Origin of the sequence: Lentzea sp. NPDC003310 (assembly GCF_040610935.1) — a bacterium.
GTDB lineage: Bacteria > Actinomycetota > Actinomycetes > Mycobacteriales > Pseudonocardiaceae > Lentzea.
This window is the reverse complement of record NZ_JBEXNC010000016.1, coordinates 124,155-147,494: the sequence shown is the minus strand read 5'-3', so window position 1 is coordinate 147,494 and position 23,340 is coordinate 124,155. Positions and strand designations below refer to the sequence as shown.

General features: G+C 72.8%; 20 protein-coding genes. 12 read left to right on the top strand and 8 right to left on the bottom strand.

Annotated elements, in window-relative coordinates; translation table 11 throughout:
- The first annotated feature begins 61 nt into the window (after positions 1-61).
- The 3 genes from ABZX02_RS30965 to ABZX02_RS30955 all read left to right on the top strand — a co-directional run bounded on the left by ABZX02_RS30965 (position 62) and on the right by ABZX02_RS30955 (position 3,992).
- Positions 62-1,918 carry a discoidin domain-containing protein gene (locus ABZX02_RS30965; RefSeq protein WP_355303353.1) on the top strand — a complete coding sequence of 619 codons (1,857 nt, stop codon included), beginning with the start codon at positions 62-64 and terminating at the stop codon, positions 1,916-1,918.
- Positions 1,919-1,958: 40 nt separating this feature from the next.
- Positions 1,959-3,776 (top strand): lectin, encoded by a 1,818-nt coding sequence (locus tag ABZX02_RS30960; RefSeq protein ID WP_355303352.1) that lies wholly within the window; start codon positions 1,959-1,961, stop codon positions 3,774-3,776.
- A 90-nt stretch (positions 3,777-3,866) separates the two neighbouring features.
- Positions 3,867-3,992: a hypothetical protein gene (locus ABZX02_RS30955; protein ID WP_355303350.1), complete on the top strand. Its 126-nt coding sequence runs from the start codon at positions 3,867-3,869 to the stop codon at positions 3,990-3,992.
- Here the strand turns inward: ABZX02_RS30955 and ABZX02_RS30950 are convergent.
- Positions 3,989-4,384, bottom strand: a complete 396-nt coding sequence (locus ABZX02_RS30950) for a DUF6292 family protein (RefSeq protein ID WP_355303348.1) — start codon at positions 4,382-4,384, stop codon at positions 3,989-3,991. The two genes, ABZX02_RS30955 and ABZX02_RS30950, sit on opposite strands and share 4 nt — an antisense overlap.
- A 150-nt stretch (positions 4,385-4,534) precedes the next feature.
- The gene (locus ABZX02_RS30945; protein WP_355303347.1) at positions 4,535-5,905 is read right to left on the bottom strand and encodes a M14 family zinc carboxypeptidase; all 1,371 of its coding nucleotides are present in this window, start codon (positions 5,903-5,905) and stop codon (positions 4,535-4,537) included.
- A gap of 134 nt (positions 5,906-6,039) precedes the next feature.
- Between ABZX02_RS30945 and ABZX02_RS30940 the strand changes: the two genes are divergently transcribed.
- The 3 genes from ABZX02_RS30940 (at position 6,040) to ABZX02_RS30930 (ending at position 8,478) form a co-directional block, all read left to right on the top strand.
- Positions 6,040-6,774 carry a fused MFS/spermidine synthase gene (locus ABZX02_RS30940; RefSeq protein ID WP_355303345.1) on the top strand — a complete coding sequence of 245 codons (735 nt, stop codon included), beginning with the start codon at positions 6,040-6,042 and terminating at the stop codon, positions 6,772-6,774.
- A 373-nt stretch (positions 6,775-7,147) separates the two neighbouring features.
- Positions 7,148-7,549, top strand: a complete 402-nt coding sequence (locus tag ABZX02_RS30935) for a hypothetical protein (RefSeq protein ID WP_355303343.1) — start codon at positions 7,148-7,150, stop codon at positions 7,547-7,549.
- Positions 7,546-8,478 (top strand): hypothetical protein, encoded by a 933-nt coding sequence (locus tag ABZX02_RS30930; protein WP_355303341.1) that lies wholly within the window; start codon positions 7,546-7,548, stop codon positions 8,476-8,478. The genes ABZX02_RS30935 and ABZX02_RS30930 overlap by 4 nt, the downstream gene beginning before the upstream one ends.
- Here the strand turns inward: ABZX02_RS30930 and ABZX02_RS30925 are convergent.
- Positions 8,463-11,441: a CHAT domain-containing protein gene (locus tag ABZX02_RS30925; RefSeq protein WP_355303339.1), complete on the bottom strand. Its 2,979-nt coding sequence runs from the start codon at positions 11,439-11,441 to the stop codon at positions 8,463-8,465. The two genes, ABZX02_RS30930 and ABZX02_RS30925, sit on opposite strands and share 16 nt — an antisense overlap.
- 47 nt (positions 11,442-11,488) lie before the next feature.
- On the opposite strand from ABZX02_RS30925, the gene ABZX02_RS30920 reads away from it, so the two are divergent.
- Positions 11,489-13,180, top strand: a complete 1,692-nt coding sequence (locus ABZX02_RS30920) for a hypothetical protein (RefSeq protein ID WP_355303337.1) — start codon at positions 11,489-11,491, stop codon at positions 13,178-13,180.
- On the opposite strand, the gene ABZX02_RS30915 is transcribed toward ABZX02_RS30920, so the two are convergent.
- Positions 13,140-14,129, bottom strand: coding sequence for a TDT family transporter (locus ABZX02_RS30915; protein ID WP_355303336.1), 990 nt, complete (start codon positions 14,127-14,129; stop codon positions 13,140-13,142). The two genes, ABZX02_RS30920 and ABZX02_RS30915, sit on opposite strands and share 41 nt — an antisense overlap.
- Before the next feature lie 109 nt (positions 14,130-14,238).
- Here ABZX02_RS30915 and ABZX02_RS30910 point away from each other — a divergent pair, with 109 nt between their 5' ends.
- Together ABZX02_RS30910 and ABZX02_RS30905 are read left to right on the top strand one after the other, a co-directional pair.
- The gene (locus ABZX02_RS30910; RefSeq protein ID WP_355303334.1) at positions 14,239-15,168 is read left to right on the top strand and encodes a LysR family transcriptional regulator; all 930 of its coding nucleotides are present in this window, start codon (positions 14,239-14,241) and stop codon (positions 15,166-15,168) included.
- The gene (locus ABZX02_RS30905; RefSeq protein ID WP_355303332.1) at positions 15,152-15,535 is read left to right on the top strand and encodes an HNH endonuclease; all 384 of its coding nucleotides are present in this window, start codon (positions 15,152-15,154) and stop codon (positions 15,533-15,535) included. The genes ABZX02_RS30910 and ABZX02_RS30905 overlap by 17 nt, the downstream gene beginning before the upstream one ends.
- On the opposite strand, the gene ABZX02_RS30900 is transcribed toward ABZX02_RS30905, so the two are convergent.
- The 3 genes from ABZX02_RS30900 to ABZX02_RS30890 form a co-directional block, all read right to left on the bottom strand.
- Positions 15,498-16,412 carry a hypothetical protein gene (locus ABZX02_RS30900; protein WP_355303330.1) on the bottom strand — a complete coding sequence of 305 codons (915 nt, stop codon included), beginning with the start codon at positions 16,410-16,412 and terminating at the stop codon, positions 15,498-15,500. The genes ABZX02_RS30905 and ABZX02_RS30900 overlap by 38 nt on opposite strands.
- A 21-nt stretch (positions 16,413-16,433) precedes the next feature.
- Positions 16,434-16,880, bottom strand: coding sequence for a hypothetical protein (locus tag ABZX02_RS30895; protein WP_355303328.1), 447 nt, complete (start codon positions 16,878-16,880; stop codon positions 16,434-16,436).
- A gap of 77 nt (positions 16,881-16,957) precedes the next feature.
- Positions 16,958-17,881 carry a hypothetical protein gene (locus ABZX02_RS30890; RefSeq protein ID WP_355303326.1) on the bottom strand — a complete coding sequence of 308 codons (924 nt, stop codon included), beginning with the start codon at positions 17,879-17,881 and terminating at the stop codon, positions 16,958-16,960.
- 137 nt (positions 17,882-18,018) lie between these two features.
- On the opposite strand from ABZX02_RS30890, the gene ABZX02_RS30885 reads away from it, so the two are divergent.
- A complete protein-coding gene (locus ABZX02_RS30885; RefSeq protein WP_355303324.1) occupies positions 18,019-19,425 on the top strand; it encodes a protein adenylyltransferase SelO in 1,407 nt (468 codons plus the stop codon).
- Positions 19,425-19,820, top strand: a complete 396-nt coding sequence (gene tsaA / locus ABZX02_RS30880; RefSeq protein WP_355303322.1) for a tRNA (N6-threonylcarbamoyladenosine(37)-N6)-methyltransferase TrmO — start codon at positions 19,425-19,427, stop codon at positions 19,818-19,820. The genes ABZX02_RS30885 and tsaA overlap by 1 nt, the downstream gene beginning before the upstream one ends.
- A gap of 1 nt (position 19,821) precedes the next feature.
- On the opposite strand, the gene ABZX02_RS30875 is transcribed toward tsaA, so the two are convergent.
- Complete coding sequence (locus ABZX02_RS30875; protein ID WP_355303320.1) at positions 19,822-22,392, bottom strand: ABC transporter substrate-binding protein; 2,571 nt, start codon at positions 22,390-22,392, stop codon at positions 19,822-19,824.
- Positions 22,393-22,549: 157 nt separating this feature from the next.
- Between ABZX02_RS30875 and ABZX02_RS30870 the strand changes: the two genes are divergently transcribed.
- Positions 22,550-23,302, top strand: coding sequence for a hypothetical protein (locus ABZX02_RS30870; RefSeq protein WP_355303318.1), 753 nt, complete (start codon positions 22,550-22,552; stop codon positions 23,300-23,302).
- Positions 23,303-23,340: the final 38 nt, after the last annotated feature.

Sequence of the window (23,340 nt, the reverse complement as noted above, 5' to 3'; positions counted from 1 at the left end):
TCGCCACGACCGGGTGTTTCATCCTGAAAGCTGACGTTTCACAGTGATGAATGGGTGTTACATGAGACGAACCGCGATCGTGGCCCTGGTCCTCGGCCTGACCGCCGTGCCGACGGCGGAGGCCTCCAGCGCGCCCCAGGTCAGGGTGTGGGTGACGACGCCGGACCGCGCCGAGCTCCTGCACGAGCGGCCGCGCGTCGCGTTCGGCACCGGTGCCTCGCAGCACCCGACGATCGTGGTCGACCCCGGCCGCCGCTACCAGGAGGTCGACGGCTTCGGCGCGTCCATCACCGACTCGTCGGCCGAGCTGCTCGCCGGTCTCGCCCCCGCCGTGCGCGCGGAGACCATGCGGAAGCTCTTCGACCCGGTCCGGGGCATCGGGGTGAGCTTCCTGCGCCAGCCCGTCGGCTCGTCCGACTTCACGGCGGCGGCCGAGCACTACACCTACGACGACGTGCCGGCCGGGCAGACCGACTTCGCGCTCAGGCACTTCAGCATCCGCCACGACGAGGCGAAGATCCTCCCGTTGCTGCGCGAGGCCAAGCGCCTCAACCCGCGGCTGAAGGTCATGGCCACGCCGTGGAGCCCGCCCGCGTGGATGAAGGACAACGACTCGCTCGTGGGCGGCCGGCTCAAGGACGACCCGAGGATCTACGACGCCTACGCGCGCTACCTCGTGAAGTTCGTGCAGGCGTACGCGAGGGCAGGTGTGCCGATCGACTTCCTGTCCGTGCAGAACGAACCGCAGAACCGCACTCCCGACGCCTACCCCGGCACGGACATGCCGGTGGCAGCACAGATCAAGGTGATCGAGGCGCTCGGCCCGAAGCTGCTGCTCGCCAGCCCGCGCACCAAGATCCTCGGCTACGACCACAACTGGGCCACGCACCCCAACGACGGCACGGCGGAGGCCGACTACCCGTTCCAGGTGCTGAACAGCAAGGCCGCGAGGTGGCTCGCCGGTACCGCCTACCACTGCTACTACGGCGACCCGAGTGCGCAGAGCAAGCTCCGCGACGCCTTCCCGGACAAGGGGATCTGGTTCACCGAGTGCTCGGGGTCCAAGGGCGCCACCGACCCGCCCGCGAAGGTCTTCAGCGACACGCTGCGCTGGCACGCGCGCAACGTCGTGCTCGGCACCACGCGCAACTGGGCCAGGAGCGCCGTGAACTGGAACATCGCGCTCGACAGCACCGGCGGCCCGCACCTCGGCGGCTGCGGCACGTGCACCGGCCTCGTCACCGTGCAGCCGGACGGATCGGTCGTCACCGACGCCGAGTACTACACGATCGGCCACCTGTCGAAGTTCGTGAAGCCCGGCGCGCGCCGCATCGGCAGCACGTCGTTCGGCACCACCGGCTGGAACGGCCAGGTCATGGACGCCGCCTTCCGCAACCCGGACGGGTCCACGGCTCTCGTGGTGCACAACCAGAACGACGAGCCGCGGTCGTTCGCGGTGAACGCCGGCGACCGCACGTTCGAGTACACCCTGCCCGGCGGCGCGCTGGCCACGTTCACCTGGACCGCCCAGCTCCGCAGCCGGTACGACCAGGTGTCGCTGGCCGGCGCGACCGCCAGCCCGGACGGCGCGGCCGCGATCGACGACGACGCGTCGACCCGCTGGTCCAGCAACGCCGCCCAGACGCCCGGCCAGTTCCTCCAGGTCGATCTGGGGCGCCGCAAGGACTTCCGCCGCGTCGCGATCGACTCCGGCGGCAACCTCGGCGACTTCGTGCGCTCCTGGGAGCTCTCGGTCAGCGACAACGGCACGAGCTGGCGCACGGTCGCGTCCGGCGCCGGCGTGGGCCAGCTGACGAACGTCGACGTCCGTCGCACCAGCGCGCGGTACGTCCGCATCACGTCCACCGGGCCCGCGAGCAACTGGTGGAGCATCGCCGATTTCCGTTTGTACAACTGAAGAATCTGAATCGGGCGCCCAACCCCTGCAAGGAGCGCTTATGTCAAAGGTGACACAACGCTGGCGCGGCATCGCGATGGCCGCGGCCGTGGTGACGGCGGGATCCACCCTGGTCTCGCCCGCCGCCACCGCGGCCACGAACGCGAGCGTCTGGCTGACGACGGCGGACAAGTCGAACGCGCTGACCAAACAGGCCGACGTGACGTTCGGCTCCGGCGGCAGCGGCTCGACGATCACGGTGAACCCGAACTCCACCTTCCAGTCGATGGTGGGCTTCGGCGCCTCGTTCACGGACGCGGCGGCGTGGAACATCTTCAACTCACCGCGCCGCAACGAGATCATGAGCAACCTGTTCGACAAGAACAACGGCATCGGCATGAGCTTCATCCGCCAGCCGATCGGCGCGACCGACTTCTCGCGGAGCTTCTACACCTACAACGACGGCGCGGCGGACCCGTCGCTGTCGCGGTTCTCGATCGACCACGACCGGGCGTACATCCTGCCGTTGCTGCAGCAGGCCAAGCAGCTCAACCCGCAGCTCGCCGTGATGGCGACGCCGTGGAGCGCGCCGGCGTGGATGAAGAACAACAACAACCTCATCCGTGGCTCGCTCAACGACAGCCGGATCGGGGTCTACGCCGACTACCTGGTCAAGTTCGCCCAGGCGTACAAGGCCGCCGGCATCCCGATCGACTACATGAGCGTGCAGAACGAGCCGTTGTTCGAGCCGCCGGGCTACCCCGGCATGTACATGTCGCCGCAGCAGCAGGTCAACGTCATCAACACGCTGGTGCCGAAGCTGCGCGCGGCCGGTGAGCAGGCCCGCCTGCTCGGCTACGACCACAACTGGGACAACGTCGACTACCCGCAGACCGTCAACAACGGCGCGGGCGGCAACGTGATCGGCTCCGCGTGGCACTGCTACGGCGGTGACGTCAGCCGGCAGTCGATCGTGAAGAACAACCAGCCCGGCAAGGACGTCTTCTTCACCGAGTGCTCCGGCACGAGGTCCGCCAGCGACGCGGCGACGTTCCGCGACACGTTGCGCTGGCAGGGCATGAACCTCGCGATCGGCGCGACGCGCAACCACGCCCGCACCGTCGCGATCTGGAACATGGCGCTCGACCAGAACAACGGCCCGGTGATCGGCAGCTGCACCAACTGCACGGGCGTCGTCACGACCAACGGCGGCAACGTCACGTACAACGCCGAGTACTACGTCCTCGGGCACCTGTCGAAGTTCGTGCAGCCGGGCGCCGTCCGGATCGACTCGACCGGCTTCGGCGAGGGCGGCGTGCAGAACGTCGCCTTCCGCAACCCGAACGGCCAGATCGTGCTCGTCGCGCTGAACACCGGCGGCCAGCAGGACTTCCGCGTGCAGTACAACGGCCAGACGTTCGGCTACACCCTCCCCGCCGGCGCGATGGCGACGTTCACGTGGCCCGGCACGCTCGATCCCGGCCAGCCGCCGACGGGCCGCACCGGTGCCATCACGGGCCTGGGCGGCAAGTGCCTCGACGTGACGAACGGGTCGACCGCGAACGGGAACCTGCCGCAGATCTGGACCTGCTTCAGCGGCCCGAACCAGACGTGGACGCTGTCCTCCGACGGCACGGTGCGCGGCCTGGGCAAGTGCCTCGACGTGACCGGGAACGGGACGGCGGACGGGACGGCGGTCCAGCTCTGGGACTGCTTCGGCGGTCCGAACCAGCGGTGGACGGCCTCCGGCGGCCAAATCGTCAACGCCGGCAGCGGCAAGTGCCTCGACGTGGTCGGCAACAACAACGCCGACGGCGCGAAACTGCAGATCTGGTCGTGCACGGGCGGGGCCAACCAGCGGTGGACCGTGCCCGCGTAAGAGTTGCGGAAGGCCGGTGCCCGGAGACGGCGGGCACCGGCCTTTCCCGAGTTCGAGCTTGAGGTCCTGCCGTGCGGGTAACCGGGCGGCATGACCGATCCCGTCAACCCCGAAGCGCCCCACTCGCCCGGCACGCCCAGCCTCGACGACCTCGACGTCGAGGAGCCCGAGGTGCCGCAGGCGGAGACCGACGACCCGAGCGAGCCGCCGGACTAAGAGGCTCGCTGCACCGGCAGCACGGCGGCGAAGTCCCGGTTCGGCTCGGACTTCCCGCCGTGCAGGAAGCCCCTCACCCACTGCACCACGTCGGCGGGGGCGGGCCGCGGGTCGGCGTCGTCCATCCGCGCCACCTCCACCAACTGGCCGAGCCGGTCCTCGACCGCCACCGTCCAGCCGCGCTGCTCGGTCCACTGCAGCGCCAGGTAGTGGTCGGGGTAGCCGGGCATCCGGCCGTCGAGCGCCACGTAGGCGCCGGGGCGCGGTTCCATCTCGACGAACGAGCTGTCGCCGCGCAGTCCGAGTCCTGCGACCACCTCGCGGACGTAGCGCCGGATCAGGCGCACCGCGGAGTCGTCGAAGTCGATGTCGAAGCCGAAGTCAGTGGTCATCCCGCGGTCCATGCGCGCAGAGCCTCCATCCACCCAGTCGTGCGCGGGTCGGATACCCGTCCGGGGTGTCGGCAAACGCGTTCTCAGGACATCCGTACGGTGAGCCTGCCCACAGGCGGTCCGGGGTCGGCCCCGGACCGCCCGCGCGGGTCATCCGCCGTACGGGTTCGCGGCCTTCTTCGCCGCGTAGGTCAGCATCGGCTTCACCTTCGCCCAGTGCCCGTCCTGGCAGGAGTAGGCGGGCAGGAAGCCGGCGCAGTCGCCCTGCCAGTTGCCGATCTCCCACGTGTAGTGCGGCACGCCGAGCTCGCCGTAGACCCAGTCGTCGATCGAGCCGCCCGCGGTGTAGAGCAGCTCACCGGGCTGGCCGTACTGCCAGTCGGGGCCCGCGAGCGCGGCCATGTCCTTCGCCATCGCCCGCAGCGGCCCGTCGTTCGGTGACGGCGTGGTGGTGTAGCCCCACGGCAGCAGCACGACGTTGAGCGCGGAGTGCATGGTGACGACCATGCCGCGCGTCCTCGGGTCCGCCGGGTCGGTCACGGCGGGGCCGCGCGTGTCCGGGTAGAGCGAGCGGAAGAGCTTCTCCAGCGCCCTGGTCTCCACCTCGGAGTCCGGGCTCGGGCCGCGGTAGACCTGGTGGCACGGGTCGGACGACGTGCCGTTGTCACCCCACTGCGCGTCGAAGTTCCGGTTGACGTCGACGCCGACCTGCGCGCCGGGGTCCTGCGTCGTCGGGCACTCCTTCGGGCCGTTGGCGTGGTTCGCGTTCTTGCGCTGCAGCTTCGGCGAGTCGCCGCCGGACTGGACGATCTGCACGCCGTCCGGGTTCGCGATCGGCACGACCCAGATCTCCGTCGTGTCGAGCAGCGACGTGACCTCGGCGTCCTTGCCGTAGCCCTGGGTCAGGTGGTCGATCCAGCGCCAGGCCATGTCGCCGGTCGTGATCTCGCGGGCGTGGATCTGGCCGGACACGACCAGCCGCGGCTTGCGGACGTCCGGGGTGAGCCGGCAGTCGCCCCGGCTCTTCCTGGTCAGGCAGACGGCCTTCAGGTCGTAGCCGCCGGCGCCCTGGGTCTTGCGCCACGAGTCTCCGTAGTCGACGACGGTCGCGAGGTGCGCGTACCGGCGCGCGACCTGGTCGAGGTGGGCGTGGTGCGCCTTCACCGTGCGGTAGCCGCCGTAGTACGTCTCGGTGACGCCGTGGCCCTGGGTCTTCAGCGTGGACGACGGCGGTGCCATCACGGACTCGACCGCGCCGTTGAACCCCGCCTCGGTCAGCCGGGTGTGCGTCTCCTTCGAGCCGAGCACGAACAGGTCGTCTCCGTCGCGCTGCTCGAGCACGTCGAACCCGCGCGCGAGCAGGTCCTGCGCCTTCTGCCCGAGCGGTGCGGGCACGCGGTAGACGTACGTCACGCCCTCCTGCGCCGCGACGGGCTGTGGTGGCGCGGCCGTCGAGGTGCCGACGAGGAAAGCCACGCTGGCGGCACCCGCCAGCGCAAGGCCCAGCCTTCGCTGCTTCATGGTGTGCGAACCCCCTGTAGAGCCGCCGGTCGTGACCGATGGCGACGAAGTGATCTCCCCTTGTGTCCGACAACGGTTCCACAGGCACGCTTGTTCGCCCAACGGCGCAGCGTCTCATTGGCCATCATGGGCGGATGCGATTCGAGACCGTCGAACGGCGTCGCGTGCGCCTCGGGATGGCCGACGTGGAACGGGACCGCGATCGCCACGAGGCGTGGCTGATCAGCGTGGACGGCACCCCGCAGTCCTATGTGGACCTGCTGGACCCCACCAGCCTGCCGTTCGACGCGCTGCGCAGAGTCGCGGACGTGGTGGACGCATTGCCGCCGGGTCCGTTGACCGCCCTGCACATCGGTGGCGCCGCGGGCAGCCTGCCGCGCTACGTGCAGCACACGCGGCGGGGCTCTGAACAGCTCGTCGTCGACATCGACGCGGAGCTGGTCGACCTGGTCAGCGCCCACCTCCCGCTGCCCACGGGCATCTCCGTGCGGGCTGGGAACGGCCTGGACACCATCCGCACGGCGCACGACCTCGACCTGGTCGTCGTGGACGCGTTCGACGGCGGTGCCGTGCCGGAGGAGTTCGCGAGCGCGGAGTTCCAGCGGCACGTCTCCCGGACGTTGACCGGCTCGCGCACGTACGTCGTCACCCTGGTCGACCGGCCGGGACTGCCCGGTACCACGAGGCTGGTCGACGCCATCGGCGCCCAGTTCGGCGTCCCGCTGGTGATCGCGGACCTGGGCGTGCTCGCCGGAACGGGCACCGGCACCGTCGTCCTGGTGTCGACGGACGCGCCGCTGCCGGTGGCGGAGCTCGACGAACTGGCCCGCGCGGCCCGCTTCCCCGCGTCCGTCTCGATTGGACTGTGATCTCCAGCCGGACGTCGTGGGCCGAACGGGCGACGGCGGTGCGGACGGCTCGCCTGCCGTGCACCTCGTGGACGCGCTCGCCCTCGCTGTTCGGCCGCGACGACCAGATCCGCTGCCTCGCCGGGATGCTCACCGCCGCCCGTGACGGTCTCGCCGCGCCCCGCCCCTCACCTCCCGCCACGTGCCGCACGCCCCGCCAGCCGCCTTTGGGCACCACCCGGCAACTCCTGCCCCACTCACCGCCGCCACCCACCTCACTCCCCGCCACCACTGCCGCCGCCTTCCCGCCACCGCACACCGCGCCACCCGCCGTCCCCCAGCAGCTCCCACGAACCCCTGCCCCTGCACCCCCTGTTCTGCCAAGATCGGCAGCATGGATGCGGGACAAGCGCAGCTCGCGTACTTGCTGGACCCGCGGGCCCACCCCGACGGACGCACCGTGCTCGACCTCCCCGGCACCGACGTGTCCCCGGCGGCCGCCGCTGAGGCGCTCATCGCCCTCTACCGCGCCGACCCCGGCCTCGACCAGGTCACCGTCGCCGTCGGCGCCCGCCCGATCGGCGCCTGCACGCGGGCCTGGTTCGCGCGCAGGTCCGGTGAGCCGCTGCACCGGCTGGGCGAGGCGGACCGGGCCGGGCAGCCCGGCGTCTCCACCCAGTTCGAGCTGCTCCGGTTCTCCTGCGAAGGCTGCGACCGCCGGGCGGCGCGCCTCACCTACGACGACCGCGACCTGCCGCGCTGTCCCGAGCACGGGGTGATGGAGTTGCGGGGATGAGGTTCGAGCAGCTCGCGCGTCCGGTGAGTGACGGCCTGTCCGGCCGGTTCGTGCTGGTCAACTACCTGCCCACGGCGGCGGGGGCCGTGTGCGTGCTCGTGCTCGTGTGGGCGGGGGCTCCCGGTGCCCGGCTGGACTTCGGCGCGGCCTGGCGCACGGCGGGCAAGGTCGGGGTGGGCGAGGTGTTCGTCCTCGTGCTGGCGGTGACCTTGCTTTCGCTGTTGCTGCAACCGTTGCAGCTCGCGCTCGTCCGGATGTTGGAGGGTGCGTGGCCCCGGTTCACCGCCGGGCCCGCGCGGTGGTGGCAGCGGCGCCGGCGGGCTCGTCACAAGAGCAGGGCGGTGGCGTCGTCCGAGGAACCGGCCGAGGTGCAGCGGGCCGGTGAGGCGGCTGCGGTGCTCCGGAGGCGGTTCCCGCACGACGAGCACCTCGTGCGGCCCACCGCGCTCGGCAACGTGCTGACCGCGATGGAGGACCAGGCCGGGCGGCCGTACGGGCTCGACGCCGTCGTGGTGTGGCCGCGGCTGTACCCCGTGCTGGGCGAGCAGGTGCGGGCGGTGGTCGCGGACCGGCGCGACAGCCTGGACCTCGCCGCCCGGTTGTCCGTCACGCTCGGGCTCACGGCGGTGGTCGCGGCGGCGCTGCTGCACCGGGCGGGCTGGTGGTTGCTGCTGCCGCTCGGGCTGCTGCTCGCGGCACGGCTCGCCTACCGCGGGGCGGTGCAGGCGGCGCTCGCGTACGGCGAGGCCGTCGAGGCCGCGTTCGACCTGCACCGGTTCGACCTCTACCGGGCGCTGCACCTGCCGTTGCCCGCCGACGTCGAGACCGAGAAGCAGGACAACCGGCGGCTGTCGGCGTTCTGGCGGCAGGGCCGGCCGGTGCGGTTCCTCTACCAGCACGAGAAACCGGAGGATCAGGGCCCCGAGTGACACCACTGGGCCCACCGCATCGGGTCGTGCGGGTCCTCCTCGCGGGCCAGCAGCACCGCCTCGTGCACCGCGACCGCCGGGTCCTCGCCGAGCCGCGCGTACACCGCCGCCGTGAACGAGGCCGCCGGCTGGTCCTCGACCGACCACAACGTGCCGACGACGTGCCGGAACCCCGCCGCCTGGAAGCCCGCCGCCACGTGCAGGGCCTCGTCGGGCAGGTCCACCGCGCCGACGCCGGTGCGGCACGCGGACAGGAACGCCAGGTGCGCGCCACCCGGTACGGCGGCGATCGCGGCGAGCCCGAGAGTCCCGTCGTGCAGCACGATCCCGGACGCCGCAGGATCGGCCAGGTCCTGCACGGCGTGGCAGGCGAAGTGCACGACGTCGTGCTCACCGAGAGCGGCGGTCACCGCGGCAAGGGTCGCCTCCGGTCCTCTCAGGACGGTTGTCGGCAGCGCCCGGGAGACCGCGCGGACCTCCTCGTCCACCCCGAGCAGCACCGGCAGCCCGGGAACCTCCGGCACCGCCACCACCAGCGCGGTGCGGGGCCGCGTGGTGCCGGTGAGCGCGAACATCCGCAGACTGCCCGCGTACGACGACACCACGCGGTCCAGCACCGAGTCGCCGCCGAACGACAGGGCCGCGTGCACCGGCAGCAGCGACAGCAATCCCGTGGGACTCCACCAGATCCGCCGCGGCAGCGGGTCCAGCGCGGCCAGCACCGGCGCGGCGACCGCGCGCCACAGCCAGTCGAGCGTCTCCCGCACCTGCGCGACCAGCCGGGCCTTCTCCGGCAGCGGCAGCGACCGCGACTCGAGCCTCGCCTGGGCACCCAGGAACACGTGCGCCCGCGCGGTCACGTCCGCGGAACCCAGTTCCGGCAACGGAACCACGGCCACCCCGGCCGGGCTCACCACCAGCGCGTCGCACCGGTACCGGCTGACGTTGAGCACGACGACCGTCCGCTCCCCCACCTCCACCGACACCTCGCCACCGGAGAGCAGCAGCCGGCTCCGCTCGACCAGCTCGAGCGCCCGCTCGGGCCGCCCCGCCGACACCGCCCACGCCGCCGCGTCGTTGCCCAGCGACTGCCAACCGGCGAGCAGCTCCTCCGTGGCGAGCGACGGCAGCAGGTCGACCACGCCGCCGAACCCCGCGAGCGCCGCCTCCGCGTCCCCCGACTTCGCCGCGAGCCGGCCCAGGCGCACCGCCGACCTGCTCCGCTCCACCGGCGGCCCGGTCGGGTGCTCGACGGCCGCGCGCAGGGCCGCCACCGCGTCGGCGCGGTCCCGGCGGTGGTGCGTGCGGGCCAGCCGGTCCAGCAACGCCGACGCCAGGCTCCCCAGCACCCAGGCCCGTTCCGGCGCGAGCTCTCCGCACAGCCCGAGCGCTTCCCGGTGCACGCGAACGGCTTCGTTCAGCAACTCCGGGTCGTTGCGCCGTCCCGAGTTCATCCGCAGCGCCTCGCCGAGGTTGCACAGCCGCACCGCGGTCGGGTCCACCGCCCGCAGCACCGCGACGGCCTCGTCGAGATCTCCGGGACCGCCGCGGCGGACCAGGGCGGCGCCGAGTGCTTCGCCGAGCGGCCGCACGGCCCGCAGGAGGTCCACCACCTCGTCGTTGTGGGCAGGTCCCTGGAACGACAACGCCGCCGCGAGGTTCGACAGCCACGAGGACCGGCCGGGGTAGTCCTCCGGCGAGCGGGCCACGACGTCGCGCAGGTGCCGCACCGCCTCCTGGAGGTCGCGGCCGTCGCGCCGGTGCTCGAACCGGCGCAGCAGGGCCAGTCCCAGCATCGCCTGGTCCGCGAAGTCGTCGCCCAGTCCCTCCGCCTCACGGGCGCACGCGACCGCCGCGTCCAGGTCCGCGGCGTCACCCCGTTCGTCGAACCGCGTCCCCAGCGCCCCGCTCAGCACCGACAACGACCGCGGCCGCCACGGCCCCCGGACGTCCTCGGCGCGCAACACCCCGATCGCCTCGTCGAGCTCACCGGCCAGCCGCAACACGTCCGCGAGCGCCACCACGTGCGCGGCGCGGTCGGGGTGGCCGGCGGGAACGCGGTCGACGATCGCGCGCCGCACCTCCAGGACCTCCTCCGGCGCGCGCGACGGCAGCACGGCGACGTACCGGACGAGCAGCTCCAGCCCGGGCTCCGGGGTCACCGCCATCGCCCGCGTCAGCACCCCGTAGATCTCGTCGGGATCGCTCAACGCCCTGGCCAGCGCGAGCAGGTAGGCGGGCAGGGCGGGGTCGTCGTCTGCGGCCCGGGAAGCCAGGTCCCGCAACAGGTCCACGGCCTCGGTCGGCGACGAGAGCCTGGTCCGGGCGTCGAGCAGCGCACCGAACGCGTAGAGCCGCGCGTCGCGTGCCGGGTCGTCCCCGGCCGTCAACGCGACCGCGCGGCGGGCAGCCGCCACCGCCTCCTCCAGCAGCCACACCTGGTCCGGCCCGGCGAGGAACTGCCGGTACACCAGCGCGGCGAACGCGTCGAGCAGTCGCGGATCGGCGCGCACCGCGATCCGGGCGCGCAGGTGGTCGACCGCCGGACCGAGCTCGTCCCCCTCACCCGTCGCGTCGAACCGCGCGGCCACGTGCCGGGCCCACTCGGACAGGGCCTGCACGGCGTCGAGCCCGAGCACCTCTCCCCGCGCCCGCAGGCCGATCGTGATCTGGGACGGGTCCTCGTACCCGGCCAGCTGGGCGTAGTGGCGGCTGTGCACGTACGCGCCCTCGCAGCGGCCCTTCGGCAGCGCGGTGTAGCGGAACCAGTGCACCAGCGCGAGGAACGCGACCGCCTCGCGGTCCACGACCTCGACCACGCCGTCCGGACCGGTCCGCAACGCCGCCCGCGCCACCTCCGCCGACTCGTCGACCGCGCCGTCCTCCAGCAGCGGACCGGGGTCACCGCCCGTCGTGAACCACCAGACCCGCTCCGCGAGCCGCGACACCGGTTCCACGGGCATCCCCCGATCGGCACCCCCGCGCGTGCGGGACGTGGTTGCATGATCCCATGCCGGAGGAGCTGGACCGCTGGCGCGACGAGGTCCGCGAGGCCGGGCTCGGGTTCGCCGACGACCCGATCACGCTGGCGCTGACCCTGGCGCTGCCCGCCCTGTTCCCCGTGCGCGACAAGCGATCGGCCGAGACCCTGCTCGGCGCGCTGCCGGGCTTCGCCGCCGGGAGGTACGACCCGGTCCGCACCGCCGGGGCGCTCACGCCGGTCGACTCGGACGAGCTGGTGCGCACCGCCCTGAACGCCTACGGGGAGGCCGACCGCGGCGCCGACGTGCTGGCCGACGCCCTGCGCGCCGTCGCCCCGGACGACCGCCCGCACGCGCTGCGCGGACTGTTCCGGCTCGCCGACGGGGACGACGTCGCCGCGCGGGCCGCCGAGCTGGCCCTGACACAGGCCGTGACGGAGTGCCCCGACGACCACCTGCCCGCCCTGGCCACGACGGCGAGCGCGGTCACCGACTCCGCCCGGGTCATCGCCTTGCTGCGGCAGGCTTTCCCGCTGACGAGCTACGAGGCCGCCGTCGACACGTACCTGGGCCTGCCCCGTGACGACGCGCGGCTGGCGCCCACCGTCGCCGAACTCGCGCTGCAGCTCGCGTCCCGGGGCGGCTCCGAACCCGATCCGGAGCGCACCCCCTCCCCCGCGATCGACATCGACCTGGCCGGTCGGCTGCTCGACGGGCACCGGCCGGACGACGCGGCCGCGTTCGCCCACCGCGCGGCGAACCACTCCGGCACACCCGGTCTGCGCGTCCGCGCGCTCCTGCTGCTGTCCAGGGCGTCCGCGGCTCTCGGCCACCACTGGTACGCGCGGCAGACTGCGGAGGAGGCCGGGACGATCGCCCGCGACCTCGGCGAGGACGACGCGCTCTTCGAGGCGCTGCAAGGCATCGCGACGACCAGCCACGCCCTGCGCGACCAGGCCCGTGCGGCCACCGCGTCACTCGACCTCCTGGCGCTGGCGCGCACGATGGGTCCCGAGGAGCAGGCGGTCGCGCTGAGCATCGCGTGCGCCGCGCACACGGCGGACCCGGACCGCGCGGTCGAGTTCGCCGCCGAGTCCGTCGTCCTGCTGCGCGACCTGGCCGAGCGCGACCCCGGCCGCCACCAGGTGCGCTACATCGCCGCCCTGGACACCTGCGCGACCGCGCTGGCTCAGGCTGGCCAGGACGCGTTCGAGGTCGGCCAGGAGGCCCTGCTGCTCGTCCAGGAGCTGCACCGGCGCGACCCGGAGGCGCACGGCCCGCAGTACGCGCAGGTGGTGCTGAACTTCTCGAACCGCCTGGCCGCCCGCGGAGACCACGCCAACGCCCTCGAGGGCTACCGCACGGCGACCCGCGTCCTGTACGCACTGGTGCCCCGGTTCCCGTTCGCCTACGCGGCGAAGTGCGCCATCGCGACGTGGTCGATGGCGATGTCCTTCGCCGCCCTGGACCGCTGGAGCGAGGCCGAGTCCGCGATCCGGGGCACGATCACCCTGCAACGGAGCTGCGTGCGCGAGTCCCAGCCGTGGGTGGTCCCCGACCTGCTCGACTCGCTGCGGTTCCTGGCGCACTGCCTCGGCCGCGCCAAAAGGTTCGCGGAGCTCCCCGCCCTGGAGGCGGAACAGCAGGCGCTGCAACGGGTCTACGAGCGCTACCGGGCTCTCAGCCAGACCGGTGGAGCAGCGTACGACCCGCCACCGTGACCCAGGCGGCCACCAGGAACCCGTACAGCACCACGGCCACACCGGAGAACATCGCCGACGGCACCTGCGCGGCGAGCGCGTTGGTCCCCGTCACCAAGGTGCCGAGCGGGAACACGAAACTCCACCACGTCAACGCGAACGGCAGCCCGCGCCGCGCGGTCCGCACGGTGACGGCGGCCGCCAGCGCCACCCACAGCAGGGCGAACCCCCACGTGATCGTGCCGTACAGCACGCCGAACGCGCTCTGGCCGGGCAGCACGGGCACGGCCGCCAGCAGGTTCGCCGCCGTGATCGACTGCCCCAGCGGGCCGAGCACGATCCACAGCGTCGGCACGGTCGAGGCCGCGCCCAGACCGTGCTGCACGAGCCGCTGCCAGATCTGCGGCACGATCACCACCGTCGCGAAGAGGCTGACGCCGAACAGCGCGTAGCACCCCAGCACCAGCGCCTGCCGCCCCGGGCCGTCCGGCAGGTGCCCGGCCAGCAGCGCACCGGACGCGGCGGACACCATCGGCGGCACCACGGGCATCAGCCACCCGGCGAACGCGCGCTCGCCGCTGCCGATCATCCGCACCGGCACCAGCACGGACGTCGCGAGCCCCAGCACCGTCCCGACCGTCCACAGTGTCCAGTCGAGGGCCAGTGCGGCGGGCAGTCCGATCCAGTCCCGGCCGAGCAGCAGCGCTCCCGTGCCGACGGTCATCAGCGCCATCGGCGGCGCACCCCAGAACTGGGCCATCACCGGATCGGCCAGGTGCGCGCGCACGGTCGCCCGCGTCCAGCGGCGCGCGGCGTCGAGGAGCAGCAAGGCGAGCAGAACGGCGTCCAGCGCCCACACGCACGTGGCGGCGGTGCGCAGACCGGGCAGCGCGGCACCGGCCGTGGCGACGATCCCCGTCCCCATCACGGACGCGAAGAGGTTCGGGCCGAAGGGCGCCGCTCGTCGCACCTCTGGGGCACGGTGTGGTCGAGGTGCGAGAGCGGTCACGACATGACGATCCCCGCACCGGCGCCACCTCGGTAGGCGCCCATCGCCGATGTGGCCATAGGCTGTCCCTATGCCTCTGCCGTCCAGGGTCACCGACCTGACCAGCTTCGACCTCCTGTGCAGCGTCGCCGAGCTCGGCAGCATCGGGCGCGCGGCCCAGGCGCACGGCATGTCACAGCCCAGCGCCAGCGAACGGTTGAGGACCCTGGAGGCCCGCGTCGGCCTCACGCTGCTCGAACGCACCCCGCGCGGCGCCCGGCTCACCACGGCCGGGCAGCTGGTGGCCGGCTGGGCCGCGCAGGTGCTCGACCGCGCGGCCGACCTCGACGCCGGGATCACCAGCCTGCGCGCCGACCGGCAGAGCCACCTCCGCGTCGCCGCGAGCCTCACCGTCGCCGAGTACCTGCTGCCCGCGTGGCTGATCGCGCTGCGGTCGGTCAGCCCGGACACCGCGACCGTGCTGTCGGCGGGCAACTCCGTGCACGTCGCCGAGCAGGTGCTCGCGGGGAAGGCCGACCTGGGGTTCGTCGAGAGCACCGACGTGCCCGCCGGGCTCGCGAGCCGCGTCGTCGCCACCGACGAGCTCGTGCTCGTCGTCGCCCCCGCGCACCCGTGGACACGGCGCAGGAAGGTCACCGCCGCGAAGGCCGCCGCGACACCCCTGGTCAGCAGGGAGCCCGGGTCGGGCACGCGGCAGGCCTGGGAGCACGCGCTGGCGGCCGCGGGCGTCACCGGGTCCGCGCCACCGTTGCTGGAGATGTCGTCGACCACGGCGATCAAGGCGGCCGCGATCGGCGGCATCGGTCCCGCGGTGCTGAGCCTGCACACCGTGGCCGCGGACGTCGCCGCCCGCACGCTCGTCCGGGTCGAGGTCGCCGACGTGGACCTGCACCGCGCCCTGCGCGCCGTCTGGCCGTCCGGTGGGACACCCCGGGGCCCCGCCTCCGACCTGCTGACCATCGCGGCGCGTACGCTCACCCACCGTGCCGACCGGCGGTAGCAAACAGGTTCGCGCCGCGCGCAAGCGCAAGAAGCGCATGGCTCGTGTCGTCCACGACCTCACCGACGAGCAGTGGAGCGCGCTCAAGACGTCGTGGGGCGGGTGCGCGTACTGCACCGCCGCGGCGTCGTCGTTGCAGAAGGACTGCGTGCAGGCCATCTCGCGCGGCGGCCGCTACACGCTCGGCAACGTCGTGCCCGCGTGCGGGTCGTGCAACGCGAGCAAGTGCAACGCCGAGGTGACGGGCTGGCTGCGGCGCAAGAAGCTCGACGAGCGCACGTTCCTGGTGCGCCACTACGAGATCTCGGCCGAGCTGACCGCCCGCTTCGCTACCCCACCAGCCGCCGGCGCCAGTCCAGGGGCGTGATCGTGATCGTCCGGCCGGGATCGCGGTCCCAGCGCGTCTGAAGGCCTGCCGCCGCCAGCGCCGCGACCACCTCGTCGCCGATCGCCGTCGTGGTCTCGGCCGAGCCGTCGAAGCCGCCGTAGAGCAGGGTCAGCCCGTGGCCCGCGGCGGCGGAGTCCGTGCACTGGCTGTGGAAGTAGACGAACCCGCGCGCACCCGGCGCGCTCTCGGCACCGATCTCGTCCTGCCCGCAGGTGCGGCAGCAGGTGAAGTTCTCGCGCGCTGTGATGCCCGCGCGGTCCAGCTCGGCGAACGCGCGGGTGATCCGCTCGGGGTCGGTCTCGCCCTGCCAGCCTGCCTGCTCCGCGACCCGGTCCAGCCACAGCCGGTCGACCAGCGCGGCCGCCTGCTCTCGTGACACGGGCCGGTTCTCGCCCGCGACCAGGTACTCCTCGGCGAGCTCGGTGAGCTGCACGCGGGAGGAGTAACCGCCGGTCAGCGCCTCGCGGACGCGGGCCTCCAGCTGCTCGCGGTCGCCCTCGGGCAGGTCGAGCTCCGGCACCTCGGGCGCGGCCGGCAGGTCCAGCGAGGACCACGTGAGCCCGCCGTCCCAGCCGGGGTCCTGGCGCGCCCAGCCGATGAGCGCCGCGACGGTGGCGTCGAGGTCGGCCGTCGTCTCGAAGTGGCGGTCGGGCGTGCCCTCGCGGTGCTCGACGGAGTATGCGCCGCCGTTCTCGTGCCAGACCTGGGCGAAGACGCCGGGCAGGTCGGGCACCCGTTGCAGCACCAGGAACCGGTCGCCCTCACCGCCGATCCGGCGGACGAGGCCCGCCAGCACGTCGGCGGACACGCGCACGTGCCGCTCCCAGTTCTCCGTCTCCACCACGATCTCGAGCACGCGGAGACTCTAGGCCAGCGCTCAGGCGGCGTTGCGCACGGCGCTGTAGCCGCTGTACAGCGCGTCCCACGTCTTCCGGCACCGGTCGTCGAGCTGGCCGTCGCCGCTCGCGCCACCGGCCGCGAACCACGGCTCGCACGGCGCGATCTCGGCGAGCCGGCGGCGCACCTCGGCGAGGGCGGCCTGGCCCGCGGGCGGCAGCTTGGCGGACTGCTTCTCGACCTCGTCGATGACGCCGGTCACGTCCGGCATGACGTGGGTGCAGTTGTCGGCGGGAGCCACCGGCTCGCCCCGCAGCCGCGCGGCGCAGTCGGTGAGCAGGACGCCGATCGCGTCGAGCCGGGGCTGCAGGTCCGGCAGCGGTGTGCCGGTGGCCGAGGGGGCCGCGGGGGTGATCGTGGGCAGGGACGAGGTCCCGGTACCGCACCCGAGCAGGAGGAAAGCCAGCGCAATGGCGGAGTAGCGCATGGCGGGCAGCGTAGCGAGACGAGAAGCCCGCCAGAGCCGGGGATGCTCTGGCGGGCTTCTCGTTCACCCGATCAGGTTCAGGCGCGGATGTAGGACTTCACGCCGTCCGGGAAGCCGATCGGCGCGGCGGACGTGTCGTCGACCGGCCCGCTCACGACCGCGGACTTGCCCTTGCAGCCCGGCTCGGACCAGATCTTCACGGCGCCGTCCGGGGACAGCGACTGGAAACCGCCGCGCAGGTCGGCGCACTTCGCCTCGACCTTGACGCCGACCGCGAAGCTGTCGCCGAAGTCCTTGAGGTTCTTGCCGCTGAAGAAGGTCACGGAATTCGCGGGCTTGGTGTCCGGCGCCGGCTGGTTCGGCTTGGGGGCCTCGGCCTTCGGCACCGCGCGCTTGCCCTCGGGGTTGATCACGAACCACTTGCCGCCGACGTTCTGGCCGAGGATGTCGCCGGCCTTCTTGTCCTTGTTGAAGAGGTAGACGGGGCGGCCGCCGATCGTCACCTGGAACTGGCCGTCCAGGCGCTTGATAAAACCGATGTTCTCCCGGCGGATGCCGGGCAAGAAGAGCCGGGTGCCCTTGGTGACGGTGATGGGCGGCCACGTCTTGGCGCACTCGCCGTTGCAGTTCGAGACCCCGCCGTTCACCGGGTCGTCGCTGAACCAGTAGACGGAGAGCCCTTTTCCGTTCACCACAGCGGGTTCGAGACCACCGGCGTTGCCGGCGCGCAGCTCGACCCACTTCTGCCGCACCTCGGTGGAAGCGCTTTCCGGTGCGCGGTCACCGGTGTTCTGGTCGGCCTTGTTCGAGTTCGCCGTGCCGCGCAGGAAGTCCACACCGGACTGCGCGTCCGTCTCGGGCTCCGGGTTCTCCGCGCTCTGCGCCTGTTCCGGTGCGGGAGAAGCGGAACCGGAGGTCGCGGCACCCTGACCGCAGGCCGTCAGCGCGATCACACCGACCGCGAAAAGGGCAGCAACGAACCCGACTTGCTTGCGACGCATTGGTTTCTCATTCCTGAGTGGACTCAACAACAACCTGTTCGCCACTGACACGCACACGGCGGCGGAACGGTTCGAAGAAGTTCGGGTTGAGACCGCGATCACACGCCTTCCGGAGCCCACCGGGTAACCTCGAAGGGGTGGACATCAGCCTGAGCAGCGACTTCGCGACCGCCGTCCCCGAGATGGCGGTGCCGTGGGAGGCGGTCCCGGTCGCCGAACCGGAACTGCTCGTCCTCAACGAGCCGCTGGCGAGCTCGCTCGGCCTCGATCCCGCGTGGTTGCGCGCCGCGGGACTGCCCTTCCTGACCGGCAACGCCGCCCCCGGCGTCGCCCAGGCCTACGCGGGTCACCAGTTCGGCGGCTACTCCCCCCGGCTGGGCGACGGCCGCGCGCTGCTGCTCGGTGAGCTGAAGGACGAGGACGGCCGGCTGCGCGACCTCCACCTCAAGGGCTCCGGCCGCACCCCGTTCGCCCGCGGCGGCGACGGCCTGGCGGCGGTCGGCCCGATGCTGCGCGAGTACCTCGTCAGCGAGGCCATGCACGCCCTGGGCATCCCGACGACGCGCGCCCTGGCCGTCGTCTCCACCGGTCACGTCGTGCAGCGCGAAGAACCGCTCGCGGGCGCGGTCCTCGCCAGGGTCGCGGCGTCGCACCTGCGCGTGGGCAGCTTCCAGTACGCGCGCAACACCGGTGACGTGGACCTGCTCCGCCGCCTCGCCGACCACGCGATCGCCCGCCACCACCCCGGCAGCACCCACCTGGAGCTGTTCTCGCACGTGGTGGCCGCGCAGGCCTCCCTCGTCGCCCGGTGGATGCTCGTCGGCTTCATCCACGGTGTCATGAACACCGACAACATGACGATCTCCGGCGAGACGATCGACTACGGCCCGTGCGCGTTCATGGAGGCCTACGACCCGACGACGAAGTACAGCTCCATCGACCACCGCGGCCGGTACGCGTACGGCAACCAGCCGATCATCGCCGAGTGGAACCTCGCCCGCCTCGCCGAGGCGCTGCTGCCGTTGTTCGCCGACGACGAGGAGGAGGCCGTGGCGCTGGCCCTCGCGGCGCTGCGGACGTTCGAGGGGCACTTCGAGGAGGCCTGGCTCGGCGGCATGCGGGCGAAGCTGGGGCTCTCCGACGGCGACATGAAGCCGTTGCTGAAGGACCTGCTCGCGCTGATGCACGAGAACCACGTCGACTTCACGTCGTTCTTCCACCTGCTGAGCAAGGCGGCACGCGGGGACGCCGAACCCGCGCGGTCGCTGTTCCTCGACCTGGCGGGGATCGACGCGTGGCTCGCGCGGTGGCGGGAGCTCGCCCCGGACGCCGCGCTGATGGAGCGCGTGAACCCGGTGTACGTCCCGCGCAACCACCTCGTGGAGGAGGCGCTGGCGGCCGGCGCGGACGGTGACCTGGGCCCGTTCGACCGCCTGCTGAAAGCGGTTACCTCCCCGTTCGGCGAACGGCCCGGCCTGGAATACTTCGCGGCTCCTGCGCCGCAGGACTTCAGTGCCACCTACCGGACCTACTGCGGGACTTGATGAAGCTGCAGCCGATCGGCCACGTCGAATCGCCCCTCACCGACCGCTCCGCCGCACCCAGGCAGGCGGACGAGGGCGCACCGGAGGCCGTGCTCGTGTTCGCGCCCGAGTACGCGCGGGCGATGCGGGAACTGGAAGCGGGCCAGGACGTCCTGGTCCTCACCTGGCTCGACCGCGCCGACCGGTCGGTGCTCGCGGTGCACCCGCGCAGCGACCCGGACCGGCCGGAGACCGGCGTGTTCTCCACGCGGTCGCCGGACCGGCCGAACCCGATCGGCCTGCACCACGTGCGGATCACCGCGGTCGACGACCTGGCGGTGCGGGTGGCGCACCTGGAGGCCGTCGACGGCACGCCGATCGTCGACGTCAAGCCCGTGCTGGGGCCCGAGCGCTGACTCACCGGGGGTCGCGCGGGCACCCGGCGGTGTCCGGCGCGACCACCAGGTCCTCGCGGAACGGCAGCTCGCCGCACAGCAGCCGGGGCGTCGAGGTCGTGTCCGTGTTGCCCTGCAACACCAGCACGGCCTTGTCCGCCGGCAGCCGGGTGCTCGCCTCGAACCCGATCGTGCCGGTGGCGCCCTGGATCGCGTTGTCCGGCCTGATCCGCCCGATGCCCGCGAGCAGTCCCTCCCGCACGCGCGCGCCGGGGTCGGTGCGCCGCACCTGCCGCACGCCCTCGGCCAGCACCTGCATCGCGTCGTACGCCGACGCCGAGCGCCCGTCGCCAATCGACTGGCAGGTCTTGCGGAACGCGTCGAGGTAGTTCTTGTAGAACGGCACCTTGGCGCAGTCGGTCCACGCGGCGGGGCTCGCGAACGACACGTAGTCGAGCCGCACGTTGGGGAACTGGGCCATCGTGCCCTCCAGGATGAACCGGGTGGACGAGTCGCTCGCGATCACCGGTGGCGTGCGGCCCTGGCACTTGCTGTTCATGCCGCGCAGGAACTCCGCGAGGTTCTGGGAGCGGCCGACGTAGAAGACCGCGTAGCCGGGCCGGGGTTCGGCGGGGCAGGCGCCCTGGCCGAGGCTCGACGGCGCCAGCCCCTCGTCGTCGTTCGCGACCCGGTACGACTTGTACTGGCTGACGGTCATGCCCCTCTCCGCGAACGCGGCCCTGGCGTCCTCGGCGAGGTTCTGGCTGTAGCGGTCGGCCGGGTCGCCGGAGTAGAAGATCGCCACGTCGGTCGTCTTCAGCTGCGTGCTCGCGTAGTAGGCGGCGACCCTCGCCTCGCGCAGGTTGTTGGGCGCGATCTGGTAGTAGTACTCGTTGATCGTGGCCATCTCGTCGGCGGACGTGAGCGTGCCGATGACCGGGAGGGCGTTGCTGCCCAACCGCTTCACGACGGACTTCGCCGTGTCGGTGCTGATCGACAGGCCGGTCACGGCGACGACGCTGCGGTCGCGCGCGGCCAGTTCGATGATCTTGTCGGCGGCGAGGTCGCCCGACGCCAGACCGCGTCCGCCCGGACCCTCACCGCCGTTGGCCAGCAGCATCCGGATGGGCACGTCGCTGGTCTTCTGCGCCACCCACACGCCGCGCAGCTCCTCGACCAGGGCGTGGAAGCTGTTGGAGGTGCGGGGAGTAAGCACGCTCAGGAAGACGATCGTGATGGCGTCCGGCCGTGACTCGGTCTTGCGGTTCTCCTCCACGATCAGCCGGTAGATGCCCTCCAGGTCGGCCCGGATGTCGTCCGGCACCGACTCGGGGACGAAGTGCCGCAACGGGTCCGCCGACACCCCGATGCACTCGTCGCCGACCCGCTGCAGCGGCGCCCGGACCGCCGGTGACCACCAGTCGTCGCACCGGGCGTGGTTGACGAACGGCACGGAGACGAGCGCCGCGGCCAGCAGCACGAGCACGAGCGGTGCCGCGACAGCCCGCCGCAGCCGCAGGTCCGGGTGCTCGGACAGCGCGCCGATGATGCCGGGCGGGGGCGTCGTGGCATCGGTGTCGAGCGCCAGCACCCAGTTCTCCGAGCGGGACAGCTGCCGCAGCCAGTCGTGGTACCCGGCGAGCGCGTCGGCGGCGTGGACCTTCGGCGGTTCCTCCTCCTCGGCCGCCGCGATCACCAGCAGCGGATCGGGACGGCTCAACGGGTTCGCGCGCCACGACTGTCCACTCCGGACCCCGCTGCGCGCCCGGCCGACCGCATCGACCAGCCACCGCCCCGGCCCGGTCGCGTTGTCGACGAGCAGCCACGGGTTCCCGGTCCGCCGGCGCCCGGTCCCCCACCACGTCCACCGCCGGTGCGAGCGCCGCAGGTCCTCGAGCAGCGCCTTGACGAGCAGGTCGCCGACCTCGTCCGCGTGCCGCTCCGCCAGCCGTTCCTTCACGACGGCGCGGGCCAGCCGGTACAGCCCGTGCCGCGACCGCCCGCCGAGCGCCTGCTCCCCCACCCACGTCGCGGGCCGCCACACCAGCGCCATCAGCGCGAGCCCGATCCGCGGCGCCAGCCCGATCACCAGCCGGATCCACCAGGGGAAGTCCTGCGCGAAGTCCTGCGCCCCCTCCGCCGTCACCCGCACGCGCCGTCGCAGGTGCTGCCGGAACTCGCGGGCGATCTCCCGTTCCTCCTCCTCGGCCTCGACCCCGGCGGGCAACGTGAGGTCCAGCAACCACACCACCAGCGCGTAGTGCGGGAACCGCAACCGCGGCACACCCCGCACCTCCCCCGCGAGCTGGCCGACCACGTCGTCGAGCAACCGCCGCTCGCTCACCGCCACCCCGTCGACGTGCGCGTACGGCACCCGCCGCCCGCGAGCGGTGAGCGGCCGGTTCGTCAGCGCCTCCAGCGGACTGCCCACCCCGGGCGGCCGCCGCAGGTGGATGATCGGCAACGGCACGTCCCGCGCGGGCCACCGCGTCCGGACCGACAGCCGGTCCAGCAGCCGCAGCAGCTGCACGGCCCCGCCGAACTGCAGGCCGCGCGTCTGCTCGGAACCGAGGAACCACCCCCGTGAAGACACCCTGGACAGCGCCACCCCTCGCCCCGTTCTGCCGGTCCCAAACAGAATCTGGACGGATTGTCGGCCAAGGTTGTTCGCTCATTAGCGGAAACGGACTTAATTCGAGGCGGCGGCGAATGCCGTGGCGGCAGGTTTGACCGGCGGGTATCCCGGAGTCATGAGCCAGCCCGTGCCACCGCCGAACCCCGTGCCGCCGACACCGGGCCCGGACCAGCCGCCCGCGCCGGGCCCGGACCACCCGAGCCCGCCCGGCCCGAACCCGGACCCGCTGCAGCCGCCGGTGCCGGACCGGCCACGCCCGCCGGGCCCGCCGCCGGACCCCCTGCAGCCGCCGACCCCGCCACCGAACCCGCTGGAACCGCCGGGTCAGGGGCGGCCGGGCTCACTGCCCAACCCGCTGCAGCCACCCGGCTCACCACCGCTCCCGCTGGAACCGCCGGGTCAGGGGCGGCCGGGCTCACGGGACCCGCTGCAGCCACCCGTCCCGCCACCGAACCCGCTGGAACCGCCGGTACCAGGGCGGCCGGGCTCACCCGACCCGCTCCAGCCACCCACTCCGCCGCCCAACCCGCTGGAACCGCCGGGCCAGGAGCGCTCACACCCGTTCGGGTCGCCACCGGACCCGCTGCGACACCCGGCGCCCCCGACCAACCCGTTCGACACCCCGCGCCCTGAGCGGTCGCGCCCGTTCGGGTCGCCGCCCGACCCGCTGCAGCCGCCGACCCCACCGCCCAACCCGCTGGAACCGCCGGCACCGGGGCGGCCGGGCCCGCCGAGGCCCACACCGGACCCGCTGCGGCCACCGGACCCGTTGCAGCCGCCCACCCCACCGCCCAACCCGTTCGAACCACCGGCGCCGGACCGCCCGCACCCCACCCCGCCGGACCCGTTCCCACCGAATCCGAAATAGTCGGTTTAGCCGGCATCGGCCCCGGGTACACACCGAGC